The following is a 24,594-nucleotide window of genomic DNA, read 5'->3' as shown; positions in this document are numbered from 1 at the left end:
CTTCGTCATGATCGGACCGGTGATCCTGATTGTCCTTTGCCTGTTGCTGCTGGGGTTGTCGATTCGCCTGTTCCTGCAGGGCGTGCGCAAGACTGCCAACGAACGGGTGCTCTCTCGCCTCGCCGTCGGACAACCGCAAGCAACGGCCGAAAAAAACTCGTGGACCGGTCTGGAGCGGATGTTCCTGCGGGCAGGCCTTGGCCGGCCGAGCGAGCGATTCGGGCTTTGGCTGTCGTTGTGGGTCGTGGGCATGATGCTGGGTTATCTGCTGGCCGACTGGATCGGTCTGCTGGTGCTGATACTGGGGCCGCCGCTGATTTTGCGCTTGTACATCGCCTGGCTGTATCGACGCCGGCTCAATCGGATGATCGAACAGTTACCGCAGTTGCTCGACCACACCGTGCGCAGCCTCAAGTCCGGCCGGACCCTGAGCGATGCAGTGATGGGCGGCATCGAAACCAGTGAGGACCCGTTGAAAGCCGCGATGGGCCGGGTGCAGCGCAACGTGCAGCTGGGGGTGAATCTGCCGGACGCGGTCAGCGATTTCGCCGAGCTCTACGAGCAGGACGAACTGCGCATGTTCGCCCTGGGCCTGAAGGTCAACCATCGCTACGGCGGCAATGCCAGCGAGTTGCTGGAGAACCTGATCAAACTGATTCGCGAACGTGACCAGGGTGCCCGGCAATTGCGCGCGCTGACCGGCGAAACGCGGATGACCGCGTGGGTACTCGGATCGCTGCCGGTGATTCTCGTCACTTACTTCATGCTGACCAATCCCGGCTACATGCTCGGCATGTGGAACGACTCGGGCGGTCGAACCATGCTGATTGTCGCGGTGGTGTTGCAGGTCTCCGGTTGCCTGGCGCTGTGGCGCATGCTGAGGAGTGTCTGACATGCTGATGCTGGCCAGTCTCATGCTGTTGCTCGGGGCGTTGTTGCTGGTCGGCAACCACCTGCTGACCGAGCGGCGTCGAGTGCGTCAGGTCAACCAGCGTCTGCAGGGCCACCTGGTGCGCGAGAACCGTTTCGGCAACTGGCTGCGGGCACTGGGCAGCAGCCGGTTCGGCCAGCGCTCGGTGAGCATCGACAGTGAAACCCAGACCCTGCTCAGCCGGCTCGGCTGGCGCCGGGCCAGCGAGCGCTCGCTGTTTGCCGCCTGCCAGATCGGCACGCCGCTGCTGACGCTGGGGCTGGGCGTGTTTCTGAAAGAGGTGTTTTTCCCCCTCGCACCCAACGGCTGGCTGGTGCCGATGATCGCCACCGGCGTTGGCTATCTGCTGCCCAAACGCCTGCTGGCGTATGCCGCTGCCCGGCGGCAGAAAATCATTGCGGTGGAAGTGTCGACGTTTATTCCCCTGCTGCGAATCCTGTTCGAGTCCGGCATGGCCGTCGAGCAGGCCCTGCGTGTACTCAGCAGCGAGGGGCAAAAACTGCTGCCGGAACTGACCGGCGAACTGCGTCTGATCCTGGCCCGTGTCGACTCGGGCCTGGAACTCGGACAAGAGTTGAACAAGGCGGCCGCGATGCTGGCGGTGGATGAGTTCACCGACACCTGCGTGATCCTGCAACAACTGATTCAACAGGGCGGCGGCGCGATGAAATCGTTGCTGACGCTCAAGCAACTGCTGGATGACCGACGCCTGACACGCTTGCAGGAATACATCTCGAAGATGTCGGCGAAGATGTCGGTGGTCATGATGCTGTTGCTGTTCCCGGCCTTGCTGATCGTTTTGGCGGGACCCGGTTTTACCGCAATCACCCGGGCGTTTGCGTCCTGACAATGAAAATGACAATGGCGATGGAGAGCGATTTGATGAAAGCACTGATGGTCATGGCTAGCCTGTTGCTGCTCGGCGGTTGCGCAACCGACGGTCAGGCACCGTGGACGACGATGCTGGCGCCGGCCAGCTGCAGCAAGTTGAGCTCCGAACAGGAGCTGTCGCTGAACCTCGCCGATGATCTGGTCAGCGACGGCAAGCTGCACGCCAGCCTGGCCAATCTGCAGGGTCTGCCCGACAACCTCGTCGAGGTGCGGCTGCGCAAGGCCAAGGTCTATCGTCTGCTGGGACGCAGTGAAGCCGAGCCGTTGTATCGCAGTCTGCTGGGCACATGCCTGAACGCCGACGCCGAACATGGCCTGGGCCAGTTGTACGCCGCCCGTGGTGACAACGGCCAGGCGCAGGCCCACCTGCAACGGGCGGCGCGGCTGGCGCCGACCAATGAAAACATCCGCAATGATCTGGGCGTGGTGTACCTCAATCAGCTGCGGCTCGAGGACGCTCGTTTCGAGTTCCTGACCGCCATCGAGCTGAAGCAGAACAATCAGTTGGCGACGCTGAATCTGGTGACCCTGCTGCTCTACCAGAACAACTGGCAGCAAGCCGCCGAAGTGGTCAGCCGCGCGCACCTGACCCCGGAGCAGTTCAGCGATGCCCAGGAGCGTGCGGAGAAACTCAAGTCGCCGGTCAGAGCCAGACCCGTCGCTGGCAATCAGGTCGCGGTGGCGATTGATCCGCAACCGGCGATCAAGTGAGCCTCAAGGAGATGCCATGAACACGTTCAAGACCCTGTGTTGCCTGAGCCTGTTGAGTCTGCCGCTCGGCGCGCTGGCCATCGACGCCGGCCCGGCCTCGGCCCAGCAGCAGGAAACCGAAGGCTGGCTGTTGCTGCAAAGCCGCAACAAGGCCGCGTCCCCCGATCCGCAGGCGGCCACGGCCACCGAGCGTGAGCTGGCGATGCAGCGCTGGTTGAAGAAGTACAAATATGAAATCCCCGATTTCTACGACCCGGATGCCGGGGGCAAGATCGAGACAAATAACTGATTCGAGGAGACACCATGGCGTCTGTCCCGGTCGGCCCAAGGGCCGCCGGGGACAACAATCAGTGCGCCGTAACCCGCTGCCGCAAGGCCGCCGAACTCGGAGACAAGGCCAGCGCCAACTGCGTGCGGTTGTGCATGTGGGTCAGGCGCAACACCTGCGAAACGTAAAGTTTTACGGTGTTTTCGGTGATGCCGAGCTCACAGGCAATCTGATAGTTGGTCTGTCCCTTGCCCACCAGGCGCGCCACGTCCAGTTGCCGTGGCGACAGCTGATTGAAGATCGACGGGATTTCCAGCTCACCGGCCTCACGGTGCGCCTCATCACTGACGGGCGCCGGCGCGCGACGCACCTTGTCCAGATCCTGATAAAGATCATCGATGGACGACGACAGGTCCTGAAGTTTTTGATTCAGATGGCCCAGTTGCAGGGTTTTCTGCCGCTCCTGCAGCACCGCTTCCTGGCGTTGCAGGCCTTCGAGCAATTCATCCAGATTGACCGGTTTCTGGTAGTAGTCGGCAATCCCGGCGCGCAAGGCCTTGATCACGTCCTGCTTGTCGGCGCGGCCGGTGAGCATGATGGCTTCGAACGCCCGGTGTTTGCCGGCCAGCCGTTGCAGTTCCTGCACCAGTTGAATGCCGTCCATGTCCGGCATATGCAGATCGCACAGCACCAGACCGATAGCAGTGTCGCCCGTAAAACGCTCGATCGCCTCTTTGCTGGACTCGCACGGCACACAGCGGTAGCCGCTGCTCTCGAGAAATTCACAGAGTTCTTCGACGATCAGAGGCTGATCATCGACAACGATGACTTTTACCGCAGATGTAAGCTTGTTCACGTGCCACTCCATGCCCGGGCCAAAAACTGACCATTCCTGTACTGTCAGCCGCTGGCTGTATAACTCGTTATTTTGAAGGTAGACCCACTTTCCGACTATGTACATAAGACTAGTGGCGCTTGGCGACTAATGGATCCAAGGTAGTGCAAGCACAAATCCGATCAGCACAAACGGCGCAAATGGCAGCTTTTTTGACACGGATGGCGCCATATACCGAAGTCGGTGCCTAAGCCCTTGACTCATATGCAGCCAGACTCTTGGCGCAAGCAGAATCCAGATCAGGCTCGCCGCACCGGCGCCGATAAAAATCCCGAGCAGCGAGACGCCGTCCGTCGCAAGACCAAGAGCTGTCATTAGTTTCACATCACCGGCGCCCATTCGGCCCATGAAATACCCGGGCAACGTGAATGCCAGGGCCACGACACAGGCCCAGCCTCCCTGCCCGGCTTCGGCGCCCATCCAGGTGGTACCGAAAAACAGCAGATAGACCAGCGCGAGAGTCCCGACGCCCAGGGTCAAAACGTTGGCAATTCGTCGTTGCCGGGCATCCTGAGCCGCGCACGCGGTCAACCAGATCAGAAGGACAAGGCTTTGCATCCGGTAAAAACCGTCCGTTTTTGCTGAATGATTCTATGCTGATACTACGCAGTGACTGTCAGGGTAGACGCACGGATGAAAACCGGCTCTCGGAAGGCGCAAAAAGGCGCGGTGGCGATTGAGTTCGCCTTGGTGTTCGTGATCTTTTTCGCGGTGTTTTATGGCCTCGTCAGCTACAGCTTGCCGTTCGTGCTGATGCAGACGTTCAACCAGGTCACCGCCGAAGCCATCCGCCGCGCCGTGGCGGTCGATCCCGCGGTTCCCAACTATGCAAGCGTGCTGGTCAGCACTGCGAATGCCGCGTTGACCCAGCAATTGTCGGTGCTGCCGTCGTCGCTGAACGTGGTGGTCGGCACGGACACGTCAACGGTCTACGACCCGGCCCAGGGCACGCTCACCGTCAGCGTCAATTACCCGGTGAGCAAGCTCAATCAGGTCATCCCCTTTCTGGTGTTGCCGGGCGTCGGCGCTGTCCCCAGCCTGCCCGCCAACCTGACCGCCATTTCGAGCCTGAAATTTTGACTCCGGGTGACAACCTGCTCGGCCGCCTGCTCAAGCGAAGTATGGTCGCCAGCGATATTCCGGACGTACTCGGGACCCCGTTGACGGGCCTGCACATCCACCTCGACAGCGACGGCGGCGTGTTGCAAATGGCCGGCCCGCTGCGCCTGCTGCTGGCGCAACAGACGCCCCGCGACAAACCGTTGCCGTTGCACGACTATCTGCTGGCGCACAGCACGCTGGCGATCGAGGGCCGCCCGCAAGACTGGCAAGGCCAACTGCTGGATCTGGATTTCCCCGGCCTTGGCGACCAGACCTTGCACCTGCGCGGCTGGGTCCAGCCGCTGGGCGATGGCTGGCTGCTGCAACTGATCGACATTGCCGACCTGTTGTCCGAACGCCAGCAAGCGCATCAGCGCGAGGCGTGCCACATGCTCGCCGAGCAGATCAGCAAACAGTTGCGCAGCTGCAGCCTGGGACGGTTGCCGATGCTCGTCAGCGAACAATTGCAGGTGATCGCCCAGCGCTGGCAGATCCCGTGCCTGGCACTCGCCCTGCTCGATGAGCAGGAACAGGGCTGGCAGATCCATCAGCAGTTCCACGCCCATGACGCTCCGGCGCTGTGGCATGACGGCCAGCGTCTGGGCACGCCACTCGACAGCCTCAATGGCACCGGCCCGCAGCGCCTGGGTGCGCACTACGGCCAGTACGAACACTCAAGGGTCCAGGGCCTGTTCGGCAATGCCGAAGGTTTTGCCGTGCCCTACAGCGATGATCGGGGCGTGATGGCGTGGCTGCTCTGCGGTTTTTACGCGGTGGACAAGACCGCGCCGTATCTGGCCGATCGCGACTGGCTGATGCTGGCGGGCGCCCTGGCCGGGCCCCTGCTCGGTCGCTTACGCGAGCAGCAGCATCAACTGCAACTGGAACGGCTGGAGTCGTTGCAGACAATGCTTGGCACAGGCTGGTGGGAAATCAGCCATAGCGAGCAGATTCAACTGGCCCCGACGCTGGCCGCCATCCTGCAACAGGACAGCTCGACGCTGACGCTCGAGGCCTGGCTGAGCCTGATCCATCCCGCCGATCGCGAAGAAGTCCGCAGCCGGCTGCAAGCCCTGCAGATGCAAGGGGAAATCCTCGACCTGTGCGTGCGCCTGCAACCTCGCGATGCTAGCCAGACGCCAGCGTGGTATCGCCTTCAGGGTCAGGTCACCGGCACCGGCGAGCACCGGCGGCTGGTGGGTTTCATGCTCGACATCAGCGACATCAAGAACCAGCAGCAACTGGCCGCTGCGGCCCATGCGCGGCTGGACAACCTGATCGCCAGTTCGCCGGCGGTGATTTATGTCCAGCACTACGCCGAAGGCGCCTTGCTGCCAGCGTTTTTCAGCGCCAGCCTGCAACCGTTGCTGGGCTGGAGCCTGGAGGACTGTGACGCCAGTGCGCTGGCAGAGCGGATTCATCCGGAAGACCGCGCCCTGTATTTCGAGCGAACCCGGCAACTGCTGCGCGAAGGCTCGGCGCGCGCCCGCTATCGCATGCGCGACAGTCGCGGCGATTACCACTGGCTGCTCGACGAAGCCCGGCTGTTGCGCAACGACCTCGGCCTGCCGGTGGAGGCCGTCGGTTTGTGGCTGGACGTCACCGAAGCGACGCTGGCCGCCGAGCAGGTCAGACAGAGTGAGGAACGCTACCGGATTCTGGTGGAGGACTCGCCGGCGATGATCTGCCGCTACCGCCCGGACCTGATCCTGACGTTCGGCAACCGGCCGCTGGCGACCTATCTGGAATGCGCTCCCGAAGCCCTGGCCGGGGTCGATCTGGGCAGCTGGATGTCCGACGTTCAGCGCGCGGCCTTCGTTGAGCGCCTGGCGCAGCTGACTCCGCAATCCCCCGTCAGCACCGCCGAAATCAACCTGCAATTACCGGGGCGCGAACATGCGTGGTGGGTGTGGTCGGATCGCGGCGTGTTCGATGAGCACGGAAAATTGATCGAAGTACAAGCCGTTGGCCGTGACAACACCGAAGTGCGCCGCTCTCAACAGCAGCTCACGCAAAGCGCAAAAATGGCCACCCTAGGCGAGATGGCCACCGGCCTGGCCCACGAAATCAATCAGCCGCTGAACGTGATGCGCATGGCCATCGTCAACGTACGGAAGCGCCTGAGCAACGGCGATGCGCAGATCGATTACCTGACCGACAAACTCAATCGCATCGACGCCCAGGTGCAGCGCGCCGCGAAAGTGGTGGACCACATGCGGGTGTTCGGTCGCCGCTCCGAGATCGAGCAGCAGCTGTTCAACCCGGCCAGCGCCATCGAAGGCACGCTGTCGCTGCTGGCCGAAGGCATGCGCGGCAAAGGCGTGGATCTGCGCATCAGTGAAACCGCATTCGAGGTTCAGGTGCGCGGGTACGTCGATCAGCTTGAACAGGTGTTGATCAACCTGATGGTCAACGCCCGGGATGCGCTGCTGGGCAAACGCGAGTCCGATTCAGCATTCAAGCCGTGGATTTCGATCTACGCCGAACGCGACGAGCAGAACGTGCGACTGTGGGTCGAAGACAACGGCGGCGGTATCGACCCGCGTCTGCTGGAGCGGATTTTCGAACCGTTCTTCACCACCAAACCGGTGGGCGTCGGCACCGGCCTGGGACTATCAGTGAGTTACGGGATCATCGAGAACATGGGCGGGCACTTGAGCGTGCGCAACTCGGCGGACGGTGCACGGTTCTGCATCGAACTGCCGATCGCCCCCGACGACTAGATCACCAGATAGGCCTTGCCGGTCTGGCCACAGGTCATGTTGGCGCCAACGTCGACATCCATCAGGTTGATCCCCAGCCCCTTGAGCAAATTGTTCAGCAGCGGATCCAGCAGCGGACTCACCACGCTGGTAATCACCGGTTGCAGGGTCGTCGTGACATCACTGATCAGGCTGGCAACGCCTGTGACAATCGCGCCCAGCGGGTTGCTGCCCTGGGGTTTGTAAACGATCAGATTGATCCCGGTGAGGGTGGTTGCCAGGCTGTTGACTATGTTGGTTGAGGGCGCGGCAGCAATCATGCTTGGCGGCAGTTTCAGGTTGGGCGGTGTGGCGAACGGATTACCGCTGGAAAACACCAGGTTCTGGGTGTTCTGCGCCACGCTGGTGTTGACCATGATCGCAATGCCGCCGGCGCCATATGGCACATGAGTACTCGGGTCACAGCTGCCGATCCCCAGAATCTTGTGGCAGGTCACCGTACCCAGATCCACCAGCGGCAAGGGTGTAACGGTGGGTTGGGCGGCAGAAGAGAAGGCGTTGGTCGGGTCGATCTTGCCCAGTTTGAGATCGGCAATCGAGGTCATGGTGCGGGCCGTCAGGCTTTTGGTGCCGGCGTTGCCGGTCGGACAACTGTAATCGGTGACATAGCTGACGGCACCACCGGCGTCCAGGCTGATGTCGATCTGCGGCGAGGGCAACAGCTTCGGGTCCAGTTGCTCACAACCGGCACCGAGCAGGCAGCCGGCCGAATTCAATGTGGCGACCAGATTAAGGCTCAACAGTGCATTGAGGGTCGGTGTCAGTGTGCCAACCAGTCCGAGTACCGCGTTGGCCAACCCGGTCACCCCGGATAACACCGGCAGATTCACCGAAAGCAGCGTGCGAATCTGCGCGGTGCGCACATAGATCCGGTTCGGCCCGGTGGGATTGGCCCTGGCCAGTGCCGGATCGCCAATGGCGGAAAACTGCGTCGGCTCGATGACTTTGACCCGCACCGTGACATTCGCCAGCCCCAGCACGCTGATCGGCAGGGTCGCGGCCACCGCACTTTTGCTGTTGGCCAGTTGAATCACGCCCTGGACCAGTTGCAGCAACTGCAGATTGGCATCCAGCCCGGCGGCCGTGGTGCCGGTCTGCAATTGCAGGATGTCGCCGAGCTTGACCGGCGCGGCATTGATCGCCGCCACTTGCAGCTGGCCCAGCGCGGTAATCACTTCAGCGGTGGCGCCGTTGAGCTGGACCGCCGTAATCGCGGCCTGGATCAGTTGCGTCACCGTGGCCTGGGTATTGAGCAACTGGCTGTAATTGCCCGCAGCCACGTTGAGGTTGATCGCCAGTTGATTCAGGTAGCCAAGCAGGTTGATGTCAGTGTTGAGCAGGCTTTCCCAGCCCAAGGCTGTCAGGTTGACGTTACCGCCAAGCAGCCCGGAAAACAGTGGATTGAGGATGTTCGATTGCGCGGTGCTGATGCTGGTCAGGTTACTGCGGATGTTCAACTGAGCGACGGTCGGCTTGGGTTTGGCCGCCACCGCCGAAGCGTAAAGCACGGTGTTGAGACTGACGGGTGTGCCACTGAACAACGCCTGCACACCGCCGGCGAAACTGGTGGTGACAGTACGGTTGGCCGCGACCTTGACCGCCTCTGATTGCGTGGCGTCCACCGTAAAAGTGCGCAGACCGGTGGCGGCTGTCGCCAACTTTCCGCAATCGATTACGAGCACGTTGTTGGCATTGGCGACAAACCCGTTGCGTGTCGCGCTTTGCCCCGCGTAACTGGCGGCGGTGAGCCCCGGCAGGCAATTGCCGCCACGGCTGACGGCTTCGAGGGCGGCGGTGTCCACCAGGCGCTGCAGTTTGCGTTGTTCCATGTACAAGCGGCCGCTGTCCACGACCAGCAGCATCAGGACCAGCGCCAGGCTGAGGGTGGCGGCCGCCATCAGGCCGATGGCTCCCCGCTGCCGGGCTGGCCCCCTGCACTGCGAATGACGCGACATGGCGCACTCCTTTGCCGGCGCACGGCCGGGCGCAACCTCCATGGATGGGTATGAGTGTAGACAGGCCCAGGCAACACTGCTGGCAACGCGCCATTTTCACCCGCCCATAAAAAACGGGAGCCATTTGGCTCCCGTACTTTTTCAACAGACTCAACGCGGTGGATAGTTGGACAGAATCCGCGCCACGGTTTCACGGATGGCATTGCTGCGATCCGCCGGGTTCGGCGTGCGGCTGAGTATTTGCTCGTCGCTGCCGCGCCACACCAGTTTGCCGTCCTTGCCGTCGAGCAGATCGACCTGGATGGTCGCCACCTTGTAGGTGATGTTGCGGGTTTCGTTGTACATCGGCGCGCCCCAGTAACCGTTCCACGGGCCACCCCAACCGCCGCCGTAGTTGGTGGTCACCTGTTGCTGGCGGTCCTCGACGATCAGGTAGGTCTGCACATTCAAATCACCTCGGGCGCCCGAGGCGGCCGGGCGCAGGCCCCGCTGATCCAGTTGGTCGGCGACGGCCTGGCGGATGCGTTGTTCGGTCAGGTCGCTCTTGATCCGTGGATCATCGGGGCGGTATTGCAGGGCGGGGTCTTTCCAGCTCCAGCTGCGGTAAGCGGCAAAGTCGCGGCTGGCGTCGAAATCATGATTGACCTGGTTCGAGGCGCAGGCACTGAGCAGCGCGGCCACGACCAGTAAAGCAAGACGGCGGAACATGGTTTTTCTCCGGTGAAAGACATGAACCTGAGGGCGCCTTCATTTGCAGAAGGCTAACCGGGAGGATACGCCGACATGGCCTTTTCGACAGCCTCCCGAATCGCATCGGTGCGATCACTTTGCGTGCCCTGGGTGCCGGTTTCGGCGCTGGCGCTCCAGACCGGCTGACCACTGCCGGCGTCGAACAGATCGACCCGCACCACCACGACCTGTTCCTGATAGGTCCGAACGATCGGCACTGTGTTGTACATCCCGTAACCCCGGCCGTAACGGTCATAACCGCCGTATCCGCCGCCGTAGTAACCGTAATCGTCCTGCACCTGACGCAGGCGGGTTTCCAGGCTCAGGTTGGCGCTGACCAGCAGGTCGGCCGGGCGATTGTCATGCAGCGGGCGCAGGCCGCGCTGGTCCAGCGCACTGCTGACGGCCTCGGCCACTTGCGCCGAATCCGCCCAGGCCGTGCCCGGTGGGAGTTGACCGTTGAGCCATGCCCAGCTGCGATAGCGCCCGTAGTCACGAGGGGGCGCGGGATAAGCGCTGCGGTCGAAGGTGGTCGCCGCTTGCGGTGGGGCCGGCGGCAACGGTCGTGACTGCGCCACGTAAGGGTTGCTGCCCTGGCAGGCGGCCAACCCCAGACAGATCAGCAGTAACCCTGAATGACCTTTCATATCTCGCTCCGATCAGATCGGCCGGCAGATCCAGTGCAAGTAGCGCCCAAGCCCGGCGAAGCTTGGGTGACGACGGTGGGCGAGCTCCATCTCGAGCAAATCAATCAACTCGGCGCGGGCCTGGAATTCCATCGGCATGTAATCGTGGAAAACCCGCACCCCGCTCTGGGTTTCGACCTGCCACAACCCGGCGAGTTGCGTCGCCAGTTCCCGTGGATCGAGTGGCTGCTGCGGGGTCAGGCTCTGCTTTTCGCCGGCCAGGTCGTTCCTGCGCATTTTCTTGAAATGGCCTTTGAGCAGGTTCCGGTAAATCAGCGCATCGCGATTGTAGAACGCCAGCGACAGCCAGCCGCCAGGCTTGGTCAACTGATGCAGCACCGGCAGAATCGCGTGGGGCTCGGCCAGCCATTCCAGCACCGCATGGCACAGCACCAGATCGTAGGGTTCAGTGAGCTGGCCGAGCAGTTCCTGCCAGGGCGCCTGAATGAACGTCGCGCTTTGCCCGGCTTCGGCAAAGCGCTGGCGGGCGCCTTCGAGCATCGGTTCGGCCGGCTCGGTGAAGGTCACCTGGTGCCCGCGCTCGGCCAGCCACAGCGACATGTGGCCCAGGCCGCCACCGATATCCAGCACCCGCAACGGACGATCCGGCAAGGCTTCGGCGAGGTCGGCCTGCAACACGGCGAGGCGGATCGCGCCTTTGGCGCCACCGTAGATTTTTTCGGCGAAACGGGTCGCCAGCTGATCGAAATGACGGTCGCTCATCAGCTGAACCGCCGTTCGCTGTCGGCGAGTTTGCTGCGCACCACTTCATTCATGTCCAGCCCCAGTTCGCTGCACAGCAGCAACAGATAAAGGACGATGTCGCCGACTTCCTGCCCGGCGTGGGCGAGTTTGTCCGCCGGCAATTGGCGGGACTGGTCTTCGGTCAGCCACTGGAAGATTTCCACCAGTTCGGACATTTCCACGCTGGCGGCCATGGCCAGGTTTTTCGGGCTGTGAAATTGCCGCCAGTCATTGCGGTCGCGAATGGCGTGCAGGCGTTCGGTCAGTTCAACAAGGTTCATCGGGCTCTCCTGAAGGCGTATAGCTTCGGGGGGATGCGGAGCGAAGGCAAGCGCCAGTCGCCCGTTAAAACCCTCTATGCTTGCAGGGAACTCGACCGCACCGGCTGCGGCCCAAGGCTCAGCTCTTTCATCAGGAAACAGACATGCAGGTAGAAAGCTTTTTCGAATGGCTGGGCCAGGCGCTCGGCTCGATCATCCGCTTCATCGTCGATGGCCTCAGCGGCCTGTTCAATCTGCTGGGCAACGCCGGGGGCAACTTTGTCGACGGGCTGTCGAAGGCGCTGGGCATGGACACGTCGATCATCAGCATCATCGCGCTGATCGTCGGCCTGATGCTGCTGTGGTCGGCGATCCGCGCGTTCATGAATGCCTCGATCATCGCCGGGATCATCTGGTTGCTGCTGGGATTGTGGCTGCTGAGCTGGATCATTCACTGACGCCTCCCGTTACAATGCCGCTCCCCAAGGAGCCCGCATGTCCAACCTGATCGCCGACTGGCGCGACCGCCCGACCCATCACCGGGTCTGGGCCCTCGCCGCCCCCATGATCCTCTCCAACATTTCCGTGCCGCTGGTGGCGCTGGTCGACAGCACCGTCATCGGTCACCTGCCCCACGCTCATCAACTGGGCGCTGTGGCGGTTGGCGCCAGCCTGTACACCTTTCTGGCCTGGGCCATGGGTTTTCTGCGCATGGGCACCACCGGTTTCGCCGCCCAGGCCGCCGGGCGCAGCGACGGCGCGGCCTTGCGGCAGATATTGCTTCAAGGCCTGCTGCTGGCGATGGGGCTGGCGCTGCTGCTCGGAGCGCTGGGCGTACCACTGAGCGGGGTCGCGCTGCACTTCATGCAACCGTCGGCGGAGCTGGATCAGCTGACCCGTGACTTCTTCCACACCCGCCTGTTCGGGCTGCCGGCGGCGCTGGCCAGTTATGCGCTGGTCGGCTGGTTCCTCGGCACCCAGAACGCCCGGGCGCCGCTGGCGATTCTGCTGAGCACCAACCTGATCAACATCGTGCTCAACCTGTGGTTCGTCATCGGCCTGGACTGGGGCGTGGTCGGTTCGGCCCGCGCATCGGTAATCGCCGAATGGAGCGGCGCCCTGCTCGGCCTGTGGATGACTCGGAGAGCCTTGCGCGCCTATCCCGGTCACATCGCCTGGGCTGCTCTGAAAGTCTGGCAGAGCTGGCGTCCGCTGCTGGCGGTCAACCGCGACATTTTCATCCGCAGTCTGGCTCTGCAATCGGTGTTTTTCCTGATCACCGTGCAGGGCGCGCGACTCGGCGATGCCACGGTCGCGGCCAATGCGCTGCTGCTCAACGGCCTGCTGCTGACCGCCCACGCACTGGACGGAATGGCCCACGCCGTCGAAGCCCTGTGCGGCCACGCCATCGGCGCCCGTGATCGTCTGGCCCTGCGCCGTTCGCTGGTGGTTGCCGGCGGCTGGTCGTTGCTGGCGAGCCTGGGCTTTGCCGCGCTGTTTCTGTTGGCCGGCCACCTGTTCATCGAAATGCAGACCGACATCCAGAGCGTGCGCGAAACCGCGTTCATTTACCTGCCCTACCTGGCCGTGCTGCCGTTGATCGCGGTCTGGAGCTACTTGCTCGACGGCCTGTTCATCGGCGCCACCCGCGCCCGGGAAATGCGCAACGGCATGCTGGCGACCGTGATCCTGCTGCTGCCTGTCGCTTGGGCGCTGCAAGGTCTGGGCAATCACGGCCTGTGGATTTCGTTCCTGTTGTTCATGGTGCTGCGCAGCCTGACTCTCGGGGGACTGGCGTGGTGGCTGCGACGCACCGATGGCTGGTTCAACGGTGCCGCTCACTGAAGCGATGCTTCATGACGGATCGTTCAGCCAGCGCCGACGCAACAGTTCGAGTCGTTCTCGCGGAGTCAAACCTTGCGGCAGCGGCATCAGCTCGGCACGCGGATGCAGCAAACGCAGCCACAACCAGTCGTCCAGCAGCGTCTGCTCGCTGAAGCCCAGCGCCAGACCTTGTTCCTGAAAGGCTGATATCAGCCGAAAGTTGTTTCCCGTCGCCTGACTCCAGCGCCAGACATGCTGATCCAGCAGGCAACGATGCAATCGTTCTCGCTGTTGACGGGTCAGGCTTTGCTCGATGCGCAGGGGCTCCACGGCCAGCCCCGGATTGCGCAGTTGCTGCCAGCCCTGACTGCCAGCAGCCAGATCGGCCCACGTGCCGCCGAACCAGCGCAGCCATCCGATCGGCCCGAGCCAGCAGCTCAGTTGCCGGGCATCGCAGGCATCGAAAAAGTAACTGGCGGTCTGCCGATTGTAGAAATTGAGCAGCGCCCGGTGATTGAGGCCGATGGACACGGTCAGCATCCGCTGCAAGTGTTCGCGCAGTGTCTGCGCCGAGACCTCGCTGCCCAGCAGCAGCCCTTGCCAGGTCATGGGATCGGTGTGGCAGAGCGCCGATAGCGCCGGGCAATCACGCAGGTCGATCAGCCATGGTCCTTGCTCACTGACCGGCTGAAACTCGGTACCGTCAAACAGCTGCAGGCTGTGCACACTGGAGAATCCCTGGCGTAACACCTTCACTGCCTGGGGTGCCTGTGCGATGTCCAGCAACAACCACTGCGCATGTTGCCCGGGGGCCGCGACGCTCATCTTCCGTCGCTCGTTTTGAGCCCGGCGACCAATCGACAGCTGCACAGTGACGCCGCGCAATGGCGATAACTGCCGCCCCCCGGTATCAGGCACAGCAACAACAAAGGCTCGGCCGCTTTCAACCATTGAGGCACTCCGACGATATCCAGGCGCTCGGGCAGAGGTGACTGCGCGTCATCCTCAACGACTTCGGCGAGAGCCGGGACCTGCAAGACGCCGCTGATCACGGGCTGTTCAGGGTCACCTTCCAGAAAGCTCACCACCACCTCTACCCCGTCCTTGAATGATGCCATCGGCGTATCGGCCAACGCCGGAGCCAGCGGCAACCAGCAGTGGCTGGGGCGGGCACCTTCGCCCTGATAAAGCCAGTCGAACTGAACGGCCACCGGCCGCACGGCATCAGGTTGCTCTTCCTCGACCGACACTACCCACGCACGCTGCGGGCTGCACATGCGCGCCCCCTGGTGGTCAATGGATGACTTGGGCACCGACAACTGGTCAGCGGCAAAAATCCTGTTGCTGTAGGGCGGCTCGAGTGACTGATCGGCCCGATGCTCGATTCGGCTCACCAGCCAGTGCGCATTGACGTCTGCCAGGGGCTGGCCGGAAATCGTCAACCAGTGACCACTGCGCAGGGTTGGCGAATCGGAATGCCCCTGCGCCGTACGTGTGCGCCGCGAGCATTCTGCGTTCAGCCGCACATGTTCGCCCAGTTGCCAGCGGCTCACTGTCGGCGACGGCTCTCCATCCTCGCTCTCGCATCGCAGGTTTCCGGCGCGTGGCAGTAGGGCCGGGTCATCCCCGAACACCAGGCAATGCCCCCGGCTCCCATGTTCGAAGTGATAGTGAATGCGTGCCTGCCCACACAACCGTTGCACCAGTTGCAGATCCGACTCGCCGTACTGGGTGCAGAATGTCCGGGGCGGATACACACCTTGCAGATCGAACCGGCGCCAGTTGCCACTGATGCCGTGCTCTCTGAGTACCTGATCAAGAATCTGCGGTACCGAGCGGTCACTGAAGATGCGTTGGCTGTAGCGCAGGCCCAGACAGCTCAACCGCGGCCCCAGCCGCGCCCGGCACAACCGGGCGCCGCCTCCTTGCTCATGCTGGACAAGGCTGTGCAACTGTCCGTGAACACCATTGCCACAAGGCCCGAAACACAGGTGCGCCGATCGATACATCAGTCCGGCCAGGTCCAGGTGCGGATCATCGACCAGCACATCGACTTCGAACGCAAAAGGCTCGCTGATGGCTTCGCAACCCGTAAATGCCAAGACTTCAAGCGAGTCGGACAGGCCCGCTACATCGAGACGAAACGACGGCTCGTCGGCTGGATCGAACATGGGGGGATTCTCTACAGGGGGGCGGGCGGGGATTCTCGCCGAGACCCATGGCCGAGTAGAGAGCCGAACTACAAATTCGGAAATGACCTACGCGAAAAGCAGACGACGTCACTTTGCTGGCCTGGAAGCAGGCCGTTTCGCGAAGAGAAAAAGAAGCGTCTCACCCGGTTATCTGAAACGTCCACGGTGGGCGGAACAATTTCAGACAACCAGATGAAAGCGGAACCTGGCCTCAGGAAGACAGGTAGGAAGAGCGGGTCAGACCCAGGCGCAACGCATCGAGGAACTGAGTGCGCTCGCTGGCGCTGATGCGGGCACTGGCGCACTTGTCGCGGTAGTGGGTCATCAGCTCTTCCGGCGACAGGTGCACGTAACGCAGCATGTCTTCGATGGTGTCGTGGGTTTCAATGCCGGCGTGATACACGCTGCCATCGGCGTTCTGGTAGATGTTCACCGAGTCGGTGTCACCGAACAGGTTGTGCATGTCGCCGAGAATTTCCTGATAGGCGCCGACCAGGAACACCCCCAGCAGGTAATCTTCACCTTCGTTCAGCGCATGCACCGGCAGGCTGGTCTCGATGCTCTGCTCGTCGACATACTGGTTGATCTTGCCGTCGGAGTCGCAGGTCAGGTCTTGCAGAACGGCACGACGCAGCGGCTCCTCATCGAGACGGTGCAGCGGGATGATCGGCAGCACCTGATCGATCGCCCAGGTGTCCGGAAGGCTCTGGAACACCGAGAAGTTGCAGATGTACTTGTCGGCCAGCTTGTCGTTGAGTTCGTCCAGCACCTGACGGTGCGAACGCTGACGTGCTTTCAGCGAGTTGTGCAGGCGACGGCATACGGCGAAGTAGCACTGCTCGGCCAGGGCTTTCTCGGCCAGGGTCAGTTTGCCGTCGGCGTACTGGGCGGCCACGTCGCTCATGTAGTGAGTGGCACGCCAGTAGGTTTCGGTGACCATTTCGATGTCGGTCGGGCCCAGCAGGTCAACCAGCCACTGCACGGTTTCCGGCAGCGCTTCCTTGTTCTCGATCAACGGGATTTCGTCGTTGTGTTTCTCGACGTCGGTAACCTGCACCACCAGCATCGCGTGGTGCGCGGTCAGCGAACGACCGCTTTCGGAGAAGATGTGCGGATGCGGCAGGGCCTGCGCATCGCAGAACTCCTTGAGCATGCCGACCACGACACCGGCGTAGTCGTCCATGTCGTAGTTGATCGAACTGGCGTTGCGCGAGTGGGTACCGTCGTAGTCCACACCCAGACCGCCGCCGACGTCGATGTGATCGACTGGCAGGCCCAGATTGCGCAGCTCGCCGTAGTAACGGATCGCCTCCTTGAAGCCGTGCTGGTAGTCAGCGAGGTTGGCGATCTGCGAACCCATGTGGAAGTGCAGCAGGCGGATGCCCTGATCCAGGCCCGCCGCGCGGAAGCGCTCGACCACCGACAACAGTTGCGCCGCCGACAGACCGAACTTGGATTTTTCGCCACCGGTGTCTGCCCACTTCGACGACGCCAGCGACGACAAACGCACGCGCAGGCCAACCTGTGGCTTGACCTTGAGCGAGGCGGCTTCTTCGATCACCAGACCGACTTCGGATTCTTTCTCGATCACGATGAATACATTGTGGCCGAGCTTCTGACCCATCAGCGCCAGACGGATGAACTCGCGGTCCTTGTAACCGTTGCAGACGATGGTGCCGCCCTTCGGCGCCAGTGCCAGCACCGCCAGCAGCTCAGGCTTGGAGCCGGCTTCCAGACCGATGGAAACGTTCTGGGTGGCGATGATGTTCTCGATCACCGCTTCCTGCTGGTTGACCTTGATCGGGTACAGCGCGGTGTATTTGCTCTGGTATTCCAGACGCTCGATGTTCGCATCGAAAGCGCCGGTCAGCTGACGGACGCGGTCTTGCAGGATGTCGGGAAAACGCACCAGCAGCGGCAGGGACAAGCCACTCTTGCGCAGTTGGTCGACTTGTTCGAACAGATCGATAGGCGAGCTGCTCGGGCCGTTCGGACGAACTTCGACGCGACCGGCGTCATTGATCGCGAAATACCCGGCCCCCCAATGGCGAATCCCGTAAACACTGCGGCTGTCCGCAACTGTCCATTGGCTGCCATCGTCTTTGCGTGTGCGTCGTACGGACATCGAAGTCCCCTATAAAGAAGTCATAGTGCGTCGCCTGATCGCAGGCCGGCGCAGTCTAAAGAATGAAAATGACGGTTCGTCAGCGCGGCGGTAGACCGCGCTGACAGCGTTGAGTTTAGAAACCGGTCATGAACAGGCTCTGTGAAAACCATGGAAACGACGTCAGGCCCAGGGACTCTGGAGCTGAATCAAGCCGCCGGTGGGTTTCACAGAGGCTGCTAGCCGCCGGACTTCTTCGCTTTGAAGCCGTGCTTGACCAACTCGGCCAGGAGCAGCTCGACATGGTCGCCCTGGATCTCGATGATCCCGTCTTTCAACGCACCGCCGGTGCCGCAACGCTTCTTCAACGTTGTCGCCAGCTCCTTGAGTGCGTCTTCGGCCAGAGGCACGCCGGTGATAGTGGTCACCGTTTTGCCGCCACGCCCCTTGCTCTCGCGGCGCACACGGGCAATGCCGTCGCCGGCGGGGATCACGGTTTGCTTGCAGATACAGGCGTCCACCGGCTTGCTGCATTCCGGGCAATGACGACCTGCGTCGGTGGAAAATACCAGGCCGCCCAGGGCGGCGAAGGATGCGGCTTTTTTGGCCACCGGCAATCCTCTCGGGAGGACAAAGACTGATCGCAGCCTTGGGCAAGGCTATCGACCGCGAAGCCCCACTCAGGCAGGGGCAGCGCTACTGCACCGGTTCTTCAATAAAAGCAGGCCGGTGCAGCTTGAAAAGGTCGCGCAGTGTAACGGCAAAAACGCCGATTGCTAAGTGCCAATCGGCGCCAATTTATGTGTTCTTTGCGACGTTGCTTTGCTGAGCCTTCAGATAACGTTTCAAGGCTGCCAGAGAGTCCGGGCAATAAGGCTTTTGCCGGATTTCCTGCATGACCTGTTCGACCGGAATGAAACGCGCTTCGAGCACCTCTTCCGGCTGCAGGATCAACGGGCCATCCCACACTGCCGAAAACGCCGAACACCACAGGCGATTGCCGGTGTCTTCGAAGTAGAAATGGTCGTGGGCCGTCAGCTCTACGCCACTCACGCCCAGCTCTTCTTCCAGCTCACGGGCCGCCGACTCGGCGTAGGTCTCGTCTGCCTGCACCATGCCGCCCGCCGCCACGTCCCAGTAACCGGGATAAATGGCTTTGCTCAACGTGCGCCGATGCACGCAGAGTTCACCGGCGGAGTTGAACAGCATGATGTAGGTACCACGGCCGATCAGTCCGCGTTCTCGCAGGTCAGAACGCACCAGGGCGCCGAGCAGGTTGTCCTGCTCGTCTACCCAGGCGATCTGTTCGGCATCCGAGGCGGCGCGGTGGGCCGCCTCTCTGGCGCTTTCGTCCATGACTCAGCCCTGATTGAGCAGTTGACGCAAATCGATCACGGCGGCGTTGGCCCGGGAAATGTAGTTGGCCATGACCAGCGAGTGGTTGGCCAGCACACCGAAACCGCTGCCATTGAGGATCATCGGGCTCCAGATCGGCTCCTGGGAGGCTTCCAGTTCGCGGATGATCTGACGCACGCTGACGGTCGCGTTCTTCTTCGCCAGCACGTCGGCGAAATCGACTTCGATCGCGCGCAGCAAGTGCGACAGCGCCCAGGCCTGGCCACGGGCTTCGTAGAACACGTTGTCGATCTGCATCCATGGGGTCTCGACAACTTCCTCATCGACCTGCGGCACTTCACCCACCGCCGGCACTTCGGTTTTCAGCGCGGTGTTGAGCTTGACCCGGCCAACGCTGGCCGACAAGCGTTGCGACAGCGACCCGAGACGGGTGCCGACATCACCCAGCCAGTTGTTCAGGTTGTCAGCGCGGGCGTAGAACAGCGCGTTTTTCTGGGTCGGGTCGGACAGGCGCGCCTGATAACGGCTCAGGGAGTTGATGCCTTCCTGATATTCCGACTCGCTCGACGGCAGGATCCAGCTCTTGTTGTCGAAGTTGAAGCGCGGCTCGGCCTTGGCCAGGTCGGCGTCTTCAGCCGACTGCGACTGCGAGCGGGCGAAGTCCTTGCGCAGGGCGCGGGTCAGGTCGCGGACCTGCACCAGCACGCCGTATTCCCAGCTCGGCATGTTGTCCATCCACAGGCCAGGCGGGAAACGGTCGTTGGAAATGTAGCCACCTGGCTTGTCGAGCAAAGTGCCGGCAACGGTTTTCAGGGTTTCGACGGTGGTGTAGCCGACCACCATCTGCTTGCCCTCTTTCTCGGCGGCAACCTGAGCGTTCTGCGCCACGGGAAACAATGCCGGCTCCTGGCTCCAGTACCAACCCAGGCCAATGGTCACCAACAGGTAAATGGCAACCAGCGTGGCCAGCGCCCGGCTGAACAACAGCCCGCCGACATAGCTGCGGGCGGCCGACTTGGGCTCGGCGGCACGTTCAGGCGCGCTGCCCGCGCGGTTCTTCCAGTCCAGCATGGCGATATCCTTTCAATCTTGGGTTCAACGGTTCGACCACAACCATACAACAACGTGCCTCGACCGGGCACCCGTCAATATTGACAGGCGCTGCCTCGCCACCCGACACAAGGCCGGGACAGACCGCCCTAAGGGATTCCCCGATAGCGAATTCATCGCCATTGCGCTGCCGATACCCGCAACGGGACAGCACAAAGACCCTGCCATCCCTTCCCCGCGCTCCAGTAAATTCATGGTTGCGCAGATTGGCAAATGCCCGGTAGATGGGGACTTCTCCGACAATCAGGTTCAAATTGAAACCCGGCAGTCAGAAACTGAATGATGCCGTACCGCAGATTATTGACGTACGACACTCATGTAAGGGAAAAGAGGTGCTAGCATAGAGCCACCAGTCGATCTCAGCATGCACCCTAACTAGTAGTCAGGATATGACCGAGCCAGAAGACCCCAGCCGTGAGCGCCTCAAGCACCACTTTGCCCAGCGGGTAATTCATCAGGCACGTCAGATTCTTGAGATATGGCAGCGCCTGCAACGCAGTGAGTGGTCCACTGCCGATCTCGCCGAACTGAGCGAGGCCAATTTGCGCCTGCTGCGTTTTGCCGAGCGTTTCGAACAGCCCGAACATACGCAGCTGGCCCGCCACATCAGCCAGTCGCTGGAAGCGGTGGACGCCAATCGCGGACGCCTGAGCAGCGGCCTGATCACCGATCTCAACCGCCTGATGCAGCGCTTGTCGCGCACTGGCCTGCGCCATGGCGATCAGCTTGATCAGACCTTCCTGCCGCCCCTGCGCAAACCGATCTACGTGATGCTGCAGGATCACGACCGCGCCGAGCGGCTGGCCAAGCAGCTGGAGTTTTTCGGTCTGAGCGCTCAGGCGCTGGACAGTGTGTCGGCGTTTCGCTCCTCGATGGTCGAGCGCCTGCCGGCCGCGATTGTCATGGACGTGGATTTCAGCGGTGCCGGCGTCGGCCTGAAACTCGCCGCCGAAGCCCAGCAAGGTCTGGAAGAACCGCTGCCGCTGCTGTTCTTCAGCCTGCACGAAACCGACACCCCGACCCGCCTCGCGGCGGTGCGCGCCGGTGGCCAGGAATTTCTCACCGGCACCCTCGAAGCGTCGAGCCTGCTGGAGAAGATCGAAGTCCTGACCTGCGTCGCCCAGTACGAACCCTATAAAGTGTTGATCATCGACGACTCCCGCGCCCAGGCCCTGCACACCGAACGCCTGCTCAACAGCGCCGGGATCGTCACCCGCACCCTGATCGAACCGATCCACGCGATGGCCGAGCTGGCGGACTTCCAGCCGGACCTGATCATCCTCGACATGTACATGCCCGCCTGCACCGGCACCGAGTTGGCCAAGGTCATCCGCCACAACGACCGTTATGTGAGCGTGCCGATCATTTATCTGTCGGCCGAGGACGATCTGGACAAACAGCTCGACGCCATGAGCGAAGGTGGCGACGACTTCCTGACCAAGCCGATCAAGCCGCGCCATCTGATCACCACCGTGCGCAACCGCGCCGCCCGCGCGCGCAACCTGAAGGCACGGATGGTCCGCGACAGCCTCACCGGCCTGTACAACCACACGCACATTCTGCAATTGCTCGAAGACTGCTCGTTCCGCGCCCGCCGCGAGAACAAGCCGTTGAGCTTTGCGATGCTCGACATCGACCACTTCAAACGGGTCAACGACAGCCACGGCCACCCCATGGGCGACCGGGTGATCAAGAGCCTGGCGCTGTTCCTCAAGCAGCGTCTGCGCAAGACCGACTTCATCGGCCGTTACGGCGGCGAAGAATTCGCCATCGTCATGCCCGACACCGATATAGAAGCGGCGCACAAAGTGTTAGACGAAATCCGTCAGCGCTTTGCCGAGATTCACTATCCGGCCCAGCCGCAGGATCTGTGGTGCACCTTCAGCGCCGGCGTGGTGGAGATGCACGACGACTCCGACAGCTTGATGATGGCCAGCCAGGCCGACGAGGCGCTGTACCGCGCCAAGGGCGAAGGACGCAATCGGGTGCAGACTGCTCGCGACTCAAAGCAAAGTGCCACTTTTTCATCGGAATCGCCCCAATCGGTCATAACCCTGTAACAGAACCGCAATAAATTCAGGCGCTTACCATTCTGCCGTTGGTAGCCGTCATGCGCCTGAAGTTGCTCACCAATCTCAATACCCTGTTGCTGGTCGCCGTCTGCGTGGCCCTCGGCGCCACGCTGTGGTGGTCGCAAAAAGCACTGGAGCGCCCGTATCTGTTGATGGAGCGTTACCTGGGGCTGTCGCAGCAATTTCAGAATGACGTGGCACGCAACGTCGGGGATTACCTCACCAGCGGCGACGCCCTGCGCCTGAGCAGCGCCAGCCAGGCCATCGATCAGTTGCAGAAAGAACTCGACGAGCTGCCGCCCGCGCTGGCCGACACCTTGCGCCCGAGCCTCACCGGCCTCGATGAATTCAGCAAGACCGACCTGCTGGCCGCCGGCAAACTGGCCGGCGATCCGCAGGCCCTGCTGTTGCAGGCCGAACGCGAATTGAGCGCCAGTCTCGACCAACTCAGCACCTACGCCGGCGGCAACGCGACCTACCTGACACCCCTGCTGATTGCCTCTCAACATCTGGGCAAACTGTCGCTGGCCCGGGACAAACTGGTCAGCAGCGGACGCAGTGAACTGGCCGCCGATGTCGAGCGCGAAGTCAGCAACATCCGCGCCCAGGCCCAGACGATCGATGTCCTGCCCTTGCTCGGCGTGGTCGCCAGCAGTGAGTCCGGCAGCGACGACTTCGCCGCGCTGATGGGCATCGAAAGCACCGAAAAAGCCGCCGCCGAAGACGCCGGCGTCGGTCTCAAACGCGAACTCAACAGTTTGCTCGGCCGTTACCCGGCGGAGCTCGCACGCACCCGCGAGCAGATCCAGAAACGCACCGACCTGAGCACCGCAACCCACCAGAAAATCGCCGCCGTGCAACAAGCCATCGCCGGCCTCGAACCGGTGGTACGCGCCCAGCACGGGCAGATCCAGGGCGAAGTACGGCTGATGCAAGGCGTGATGATCGGTCTGATTCTGCTGATCGCACTGCTGATCGATACCCTGCAGCGGCGCCTGGCCCGCACCCTGACCAACCTCGCGCCGGCGCTGTCGACCTGGGCCGAAGGCGACTTTAGTCGCGACATTCATCTGGGCAAGACCAACCGCGAATTGCACGACATCGAAGCCTCGCTCAATCGCCTGCGCGCCTATCTGGTGGATCTGGTCGGGACCATTCGCGGCAATGCCGAGCAAGTGGCCGGCAGCAGCCGCACCCTCGCCGAGCTGAGCAATGACTTGCACAGCGGTGCCGAACATCAGGCCGGCGATACGGCGCTGATCCGTGATTCCCTCGGCGAACTGGAAGCGACCATCCAGCAAGTGGCCGGCGATGCGCGCCAGGCCGCCGACGCCAGCCGTCATGCCGGACTGGCCGTCGAACACGGACAACAAGTGATTGGCCAAAGCCTCACCGGCCTGCACGCGCTGGTTGGCGAAGTGCAGGGCAATGCGCAAATGATCGAACACCTGGCCGAAGAGTCGGCGACCATCGGCGGCGTGCTGACGGTGATCCGCTCGATTGCCGACCAGACCAACCTGCTGGCGCTCAACGCGGCGATCGAAGCCGCCCGCGCCGGGGAAATGGGCCGTGGGTTTGCCGTGGTGGCCGAGGAAGTGCGCTCGCTGGCGCAACGCACCGCCGGCGCCACCGCCGAAATCCAGACCCTGATCGCCGGCCTGCAAACCGCCGCCCGGCAATCGGTCGAGGGCATGCGCGCCCAGGTCGAACACGCCGAGGCCACGGCCAATCAGGCGCAATCGGCGGATGGTGCGCTGGACAGGATTGTCGGCGCGATCCAGACCATCTCCGACACTGCGATCCGCATTGCCGAGATCACCGCGCAACAGAGCGGCGCGGTCAGCGAGATCCGTGATCACAGCGAGCGGATCCATCAGTTGGGCGGGGCCAATCTGCTACGCATCGGTCAGGGCCGCGAGCAAGGCGAGAACCTGCTGTTGCTGGGCGGCCAGTTGCACACCGCTGTGCAGGCGTTCCGCGTGTGACACACAGCGCAGGGCCAA

At 62.3% G+C, this 24,594-nt stretch carries 23 protein-coding genes; 10 read left to right on the top strand and 13 right to left on the bottom strand.

Annotated features, from left to right (window positions below; translation table 11 throughout):
- Positions 1-7: 7 nt before the first annotated feature.
- From BMZ46_RS14635 to BMZ46_RS14620, 4 genes are read left to right on the top strand one after another with little or no spacing between them, the layout of a single operon-like run.
- Entirely contained in the window at positions 8-892 is an 885-nt protein-coding gene (locus tag BMZ46_RS14635) for a type II secretion system F family protein (RefSeq protein WP_074689698.1), read from the top strand.
- Position 893: 1 nt separating this feature from the next.
- The gene (locus BMZ46_RS14630) at positions 894-1,778 is read left to right on the top strand and encodes a type II secretion system F family protein (RefSeq protein WP_039772493.1); all 885 of its coding nucleotides are present in this window, start codon (positions 894-896) and stop codon (positions 1,776-1,778) included.
- A gap of 35 nt (positions 1,779-1,813) precedes the next feature.
- On the top strand, positions 1,814-2,533 hold the full coding sequence (locus BMZ46_RS14625; RefSeq protein WP_074689732.1) for a tetratricopeptide repeat protein: 720 nt from the start codon (positions 1,814-1,816) through the stop codon (positions 2,531-2,533).
- Between the two features lie 16 nt (positions 2,534-2,549).
- Positions 2,550-2,822, top strand: a complete 273-nt coding sequence (locus BMZ46_RS14620) for a DUF3613 domain-containing protein (protein WP_039772498.1) — start codon at positions 2,550-2,552, stop codon at positions 2,820-2,822.
- A 58-nt stretch (positions 2,823-2,880) separates the two neighbouring features.
- On the opposite strand, the gene BMZ46_RS14615 is transcribed toward BMZ46_RS14620, so the two are convergent.
- Positions 2,881-3,657 (bottom strand): response regulator transcription factor, encoded by a 777-nt coding sequence (locus tag BMZ46_RS14615; protein ID WP_039772513.1) that lies wholly within the window; start codon positions 3,655-3,657, stop codon positions 2,881-2,883.
- Positions 3,658-3,783: 126 nt separating this feature from the next.
- The gene (locus BMZ46_RS14610) at positions 3,784-4,254 is read right to left on the bottom strand and encodes an A24 family peptidase (protein WP_039772500.1); all 471 of its coding nucleotides are present in this window, start codon (positions 4,252-4,254) and stop codon (positions 3,784-3,786) included.
- 75 nt (positions 4,255-4,329) lie between these two features.
- On the opposite strand from BMZ46_RS14610, the gene BMZ46_RS14605 reads away from it, so the two are divergent.
- Both BMZ46_RS14605 and BMZ46_RS14600 read left to right on the top strand, forming a co-directional pair.
- The gene (locus BMZ46_RS14605) at positions 4,330-4,776 is read left to right on the top strand and encodes a TadE/TadG family type IV pilus assembly protein (protein WP_074689697.1); all 447 of its coding nucleotides are present in this window, start codon (positions 4,330-4,332) and stop codon (positions 4,774-4,776) included.
- The gene (locus BMZ46_RS14600; protein ID WP_074689696.1) at positions 4,773-7,520 is read left to right on the top strand and encodes a PAS domain-containing sensor histidine kinase; all 2,748 of its coding nucleotides are present in this window, start codon (positions 4,773-4,775) and stop codon (positions 7,518-7,520) included. Before BMZ46_RS14605 ends, BMZ46_RS14600 begins: the two co-directional genes overlap by 4 nt.
- Here the strand turns inward: BMZ46_RS14600 and BMZ46_RS14595 are convergent.
- The 5 genes from BMZ46_RS14595 to BMZ46_RS14575 form a co-directional block, all read right to left on the bottom strand.
- Complete coding sequence (locus BMZ46_RS14595; protein ID WP_074689695.1) at positions 7,517-9,514, bottom strand: pilus assembly protein TadG-related protein; 1,998 nt, start codon at positions 9,512-9,514, stop codon at positions 7,517-7,519. The genes BMZ46_RS14600 and BMZ46_RS14595 overlap by 4 nt on opposite strands.
- A gap of 150 nt (positions 9,515-9,664) precedes the next feature.
- Entirely contained in the window at positions 9,665-10,222 is a 558-nt protein-coding gene (locus BMZ46_RS14590) for a DUF4136 domain-containing protein (RefSeq protein ID WP_074689694.1), read from the bottom strand.
- Between the two features lie 53 nt (positions 10,223-10,275).
- Positions 10,276-10,890 carry a DUF4136 domain-containing protein gene (locus BMZ46_RS14585; protein ID WP_039772508.1) on the bottom strand — a complete coding sequence of 205 codons (615 nt, stop codon included), beginning with the start codon at positions 10,888-10,890 and terminating at the stop codon, positions 10,276-10,278.
- A 12-nt stretch (positions 10,891-10,902) separates the two neighbouring features.
- Positions 10,903-11,652, bottom strand: coding sequence for a methyltransferase (locus BMZ46_RS14580; protein ID WP_039772509.1), 750 nt, complete (start codon positions 11,650-11,652; stop codon positions 10,903-10,905).
- Entirely contained in the window at positions 11,652-11,954 is a 303-nt protein-coding gene (locus BMZ46_RS14575) for a MazG-like family protein (protein ID WP_007951009.1), read from the bottom strand. The genes BMZ46_RS14580 and BMZ46_RS14575 overlap by 1 nt, the downstream gene beginning before the upstream one ends.
- A 143-nt stretch (positions 11,955-12,097) precedes the next feature.
- Here BMZ46_RS14575 and BMZ46_RS14570 point away from each other — a divergent pair, with 143 nt between their 5' ends.
- Positions 12,098-12,391 (top strand): hypothetical protein, encoded by a 294-nt coding sequence (locus BMZ46_RS14570; protein WP_007951010.1) that lies wholly within the window; start codon positions 12,098-12,100, stop codon positions 12,389-12,391.
- A 37-nt stretch (positions 12,392-12,428) separates the two neighbouring features.
- On the top strand, positions 12,429-13,778 hold the full coding sequence (locus tag BMZ46_RS14565; RefSeq protein ID WP_074689693.1) for an MATE family efflux transporter: 1,350 nt from the start codon (positions 12,429-12,431) through the stop codon (positions 13,776-13,778).
- A 9-nt stretch (positions 13,779-13,787) separates the two neighbouring features.
- Here the strand turns inward: BMZ46_RS14565 and BMZ46_RS14560 are convergent, their stop codons facing one another.
- The 6 genes from BMZ46_RS14560 to BMZ46_RS14535 form a co-directional block, all read right to left on the bottom strand.
- Positions 13,788-14,582, bottom strand: a complete 795-nt coding sequence (locus tag BMZ46_RS14560; RefSeq protein ID WP_039772951.1) for a DUF4123 domain-containing protein — start codon at positions 14,580-14,582, stop codon at positions 13,788-13,790.
- Complete coding sequence (locus tag BMZ46_RS14555) at positions 14,579-15,928, bottom strand: type VI secretion system Vgr family protein (RefSeq protein WP_074689692.1); 1,350 nt, start codon at positions 15,926-15,928, stop codon at positions 14,579-14,581. Before BMZ46_RS14555 ends, BMZ46_RS14560 begins: the two co-directional genes overlap by 4 nt.
- A 232-nt stretch (positions 15,929-16,160) precedes the next feature.
- Positions 16,161-18,074, bottom strand: coding sequence for an arginine decarboxylase (speA, locus tag BMZ46_RS14550; protein ID WP_039772053.1), 1,914 nt, complete (start codon positions 18,072-18,074; stop codon positions 16,161-16,163).
- A 218-nt stretch (positions 18,075-18,292) separates the two neighbouring features.
- The gene (locus BMZ46_RS14545) at positions 18,293-18,664 is read right to left on the bottom strand and encodes a translation initiation factor Sui1 (RefSeq protein WP_007951016.1); all 372 of its coding nucleotides are present in this window, start codon (positions 18,662-18,664) and stop codon (positions 18,293-18,295) included.
- 187 nt (positions 18,665-18,851) lie between these two features.
- Complete coding sequence (locus tag BMZ46_RS14540) at positions 18,852-19,409, bottom strand: NUDIX hydrolase (RefSeq protein ID WP_039772051.1); 558 nt, start codon at positions 19,407-19,409, stop codon at positions 18,852-18,854.
- A gap of 3 nt (positions 19,410-19,412) precedes the next feature.
- Positions 19,413-20,480, bottom strand: a complete 1,068-nt coding sequence (locus tag BMZ46_RS14535; RefSeq protein WP_039772049.1) for a DUF2333 family protein — start codon at positions 20,478-20,480, stop codon at positions 19,413-19,415.
- 428 nt (positions 20,481-20,908) lie between these two features.
- On the opposite strand from BMZ46_RS14535, the gene gcbA reads away from it, so the two are divergent.
- Both gcbA and BMZ46_RS14520 read left to right on the top strand, forming a co-directional pair.
- The gene (gene gcbA, locus BMZ46_RS14525) at positions 20,909-22,579 is read left to right on the top strand and encodes a diguanylate cyclase GcbA (RefSeq protein WP_074689690.1); all 1,671 of its coding nucleotides are present in this window, start codon (positions 20,909-20,911) and stop codon (positions 22,577-22,579) included.
- Positions 22,580-22,629: 50 nt separating this feature from the next.
- Positions 22,630-24,576, top strand: coding sequence for a methyl-accepting chemotaxis protein (locus tag BMZ46_RS14520; RefSeq protein ID WP_074689689.1), 1,947 nt, complete (start codon positions 22,630-22,632; stop codon positions 24,574-24,576).
- Positions 24,577-24,594: the final 18 nt, after the last annotated feature.

Source organism: Pseudomonas sp. NFIX49 (genome assembly GCF_900115915.1).
GTDB classification, from domain to species: Bacteria; Pseudomonadota; Gammaproteobacteria; order Pseudomonadales; family Pseudomonadaceae; genus Aquipseudomonas; species Aquipseudomonas pharyngis.
Note: the sequence above shows the minus strand (reverse complement) of the source record. Positions and strands in the feature narration are given on the sequence as shown.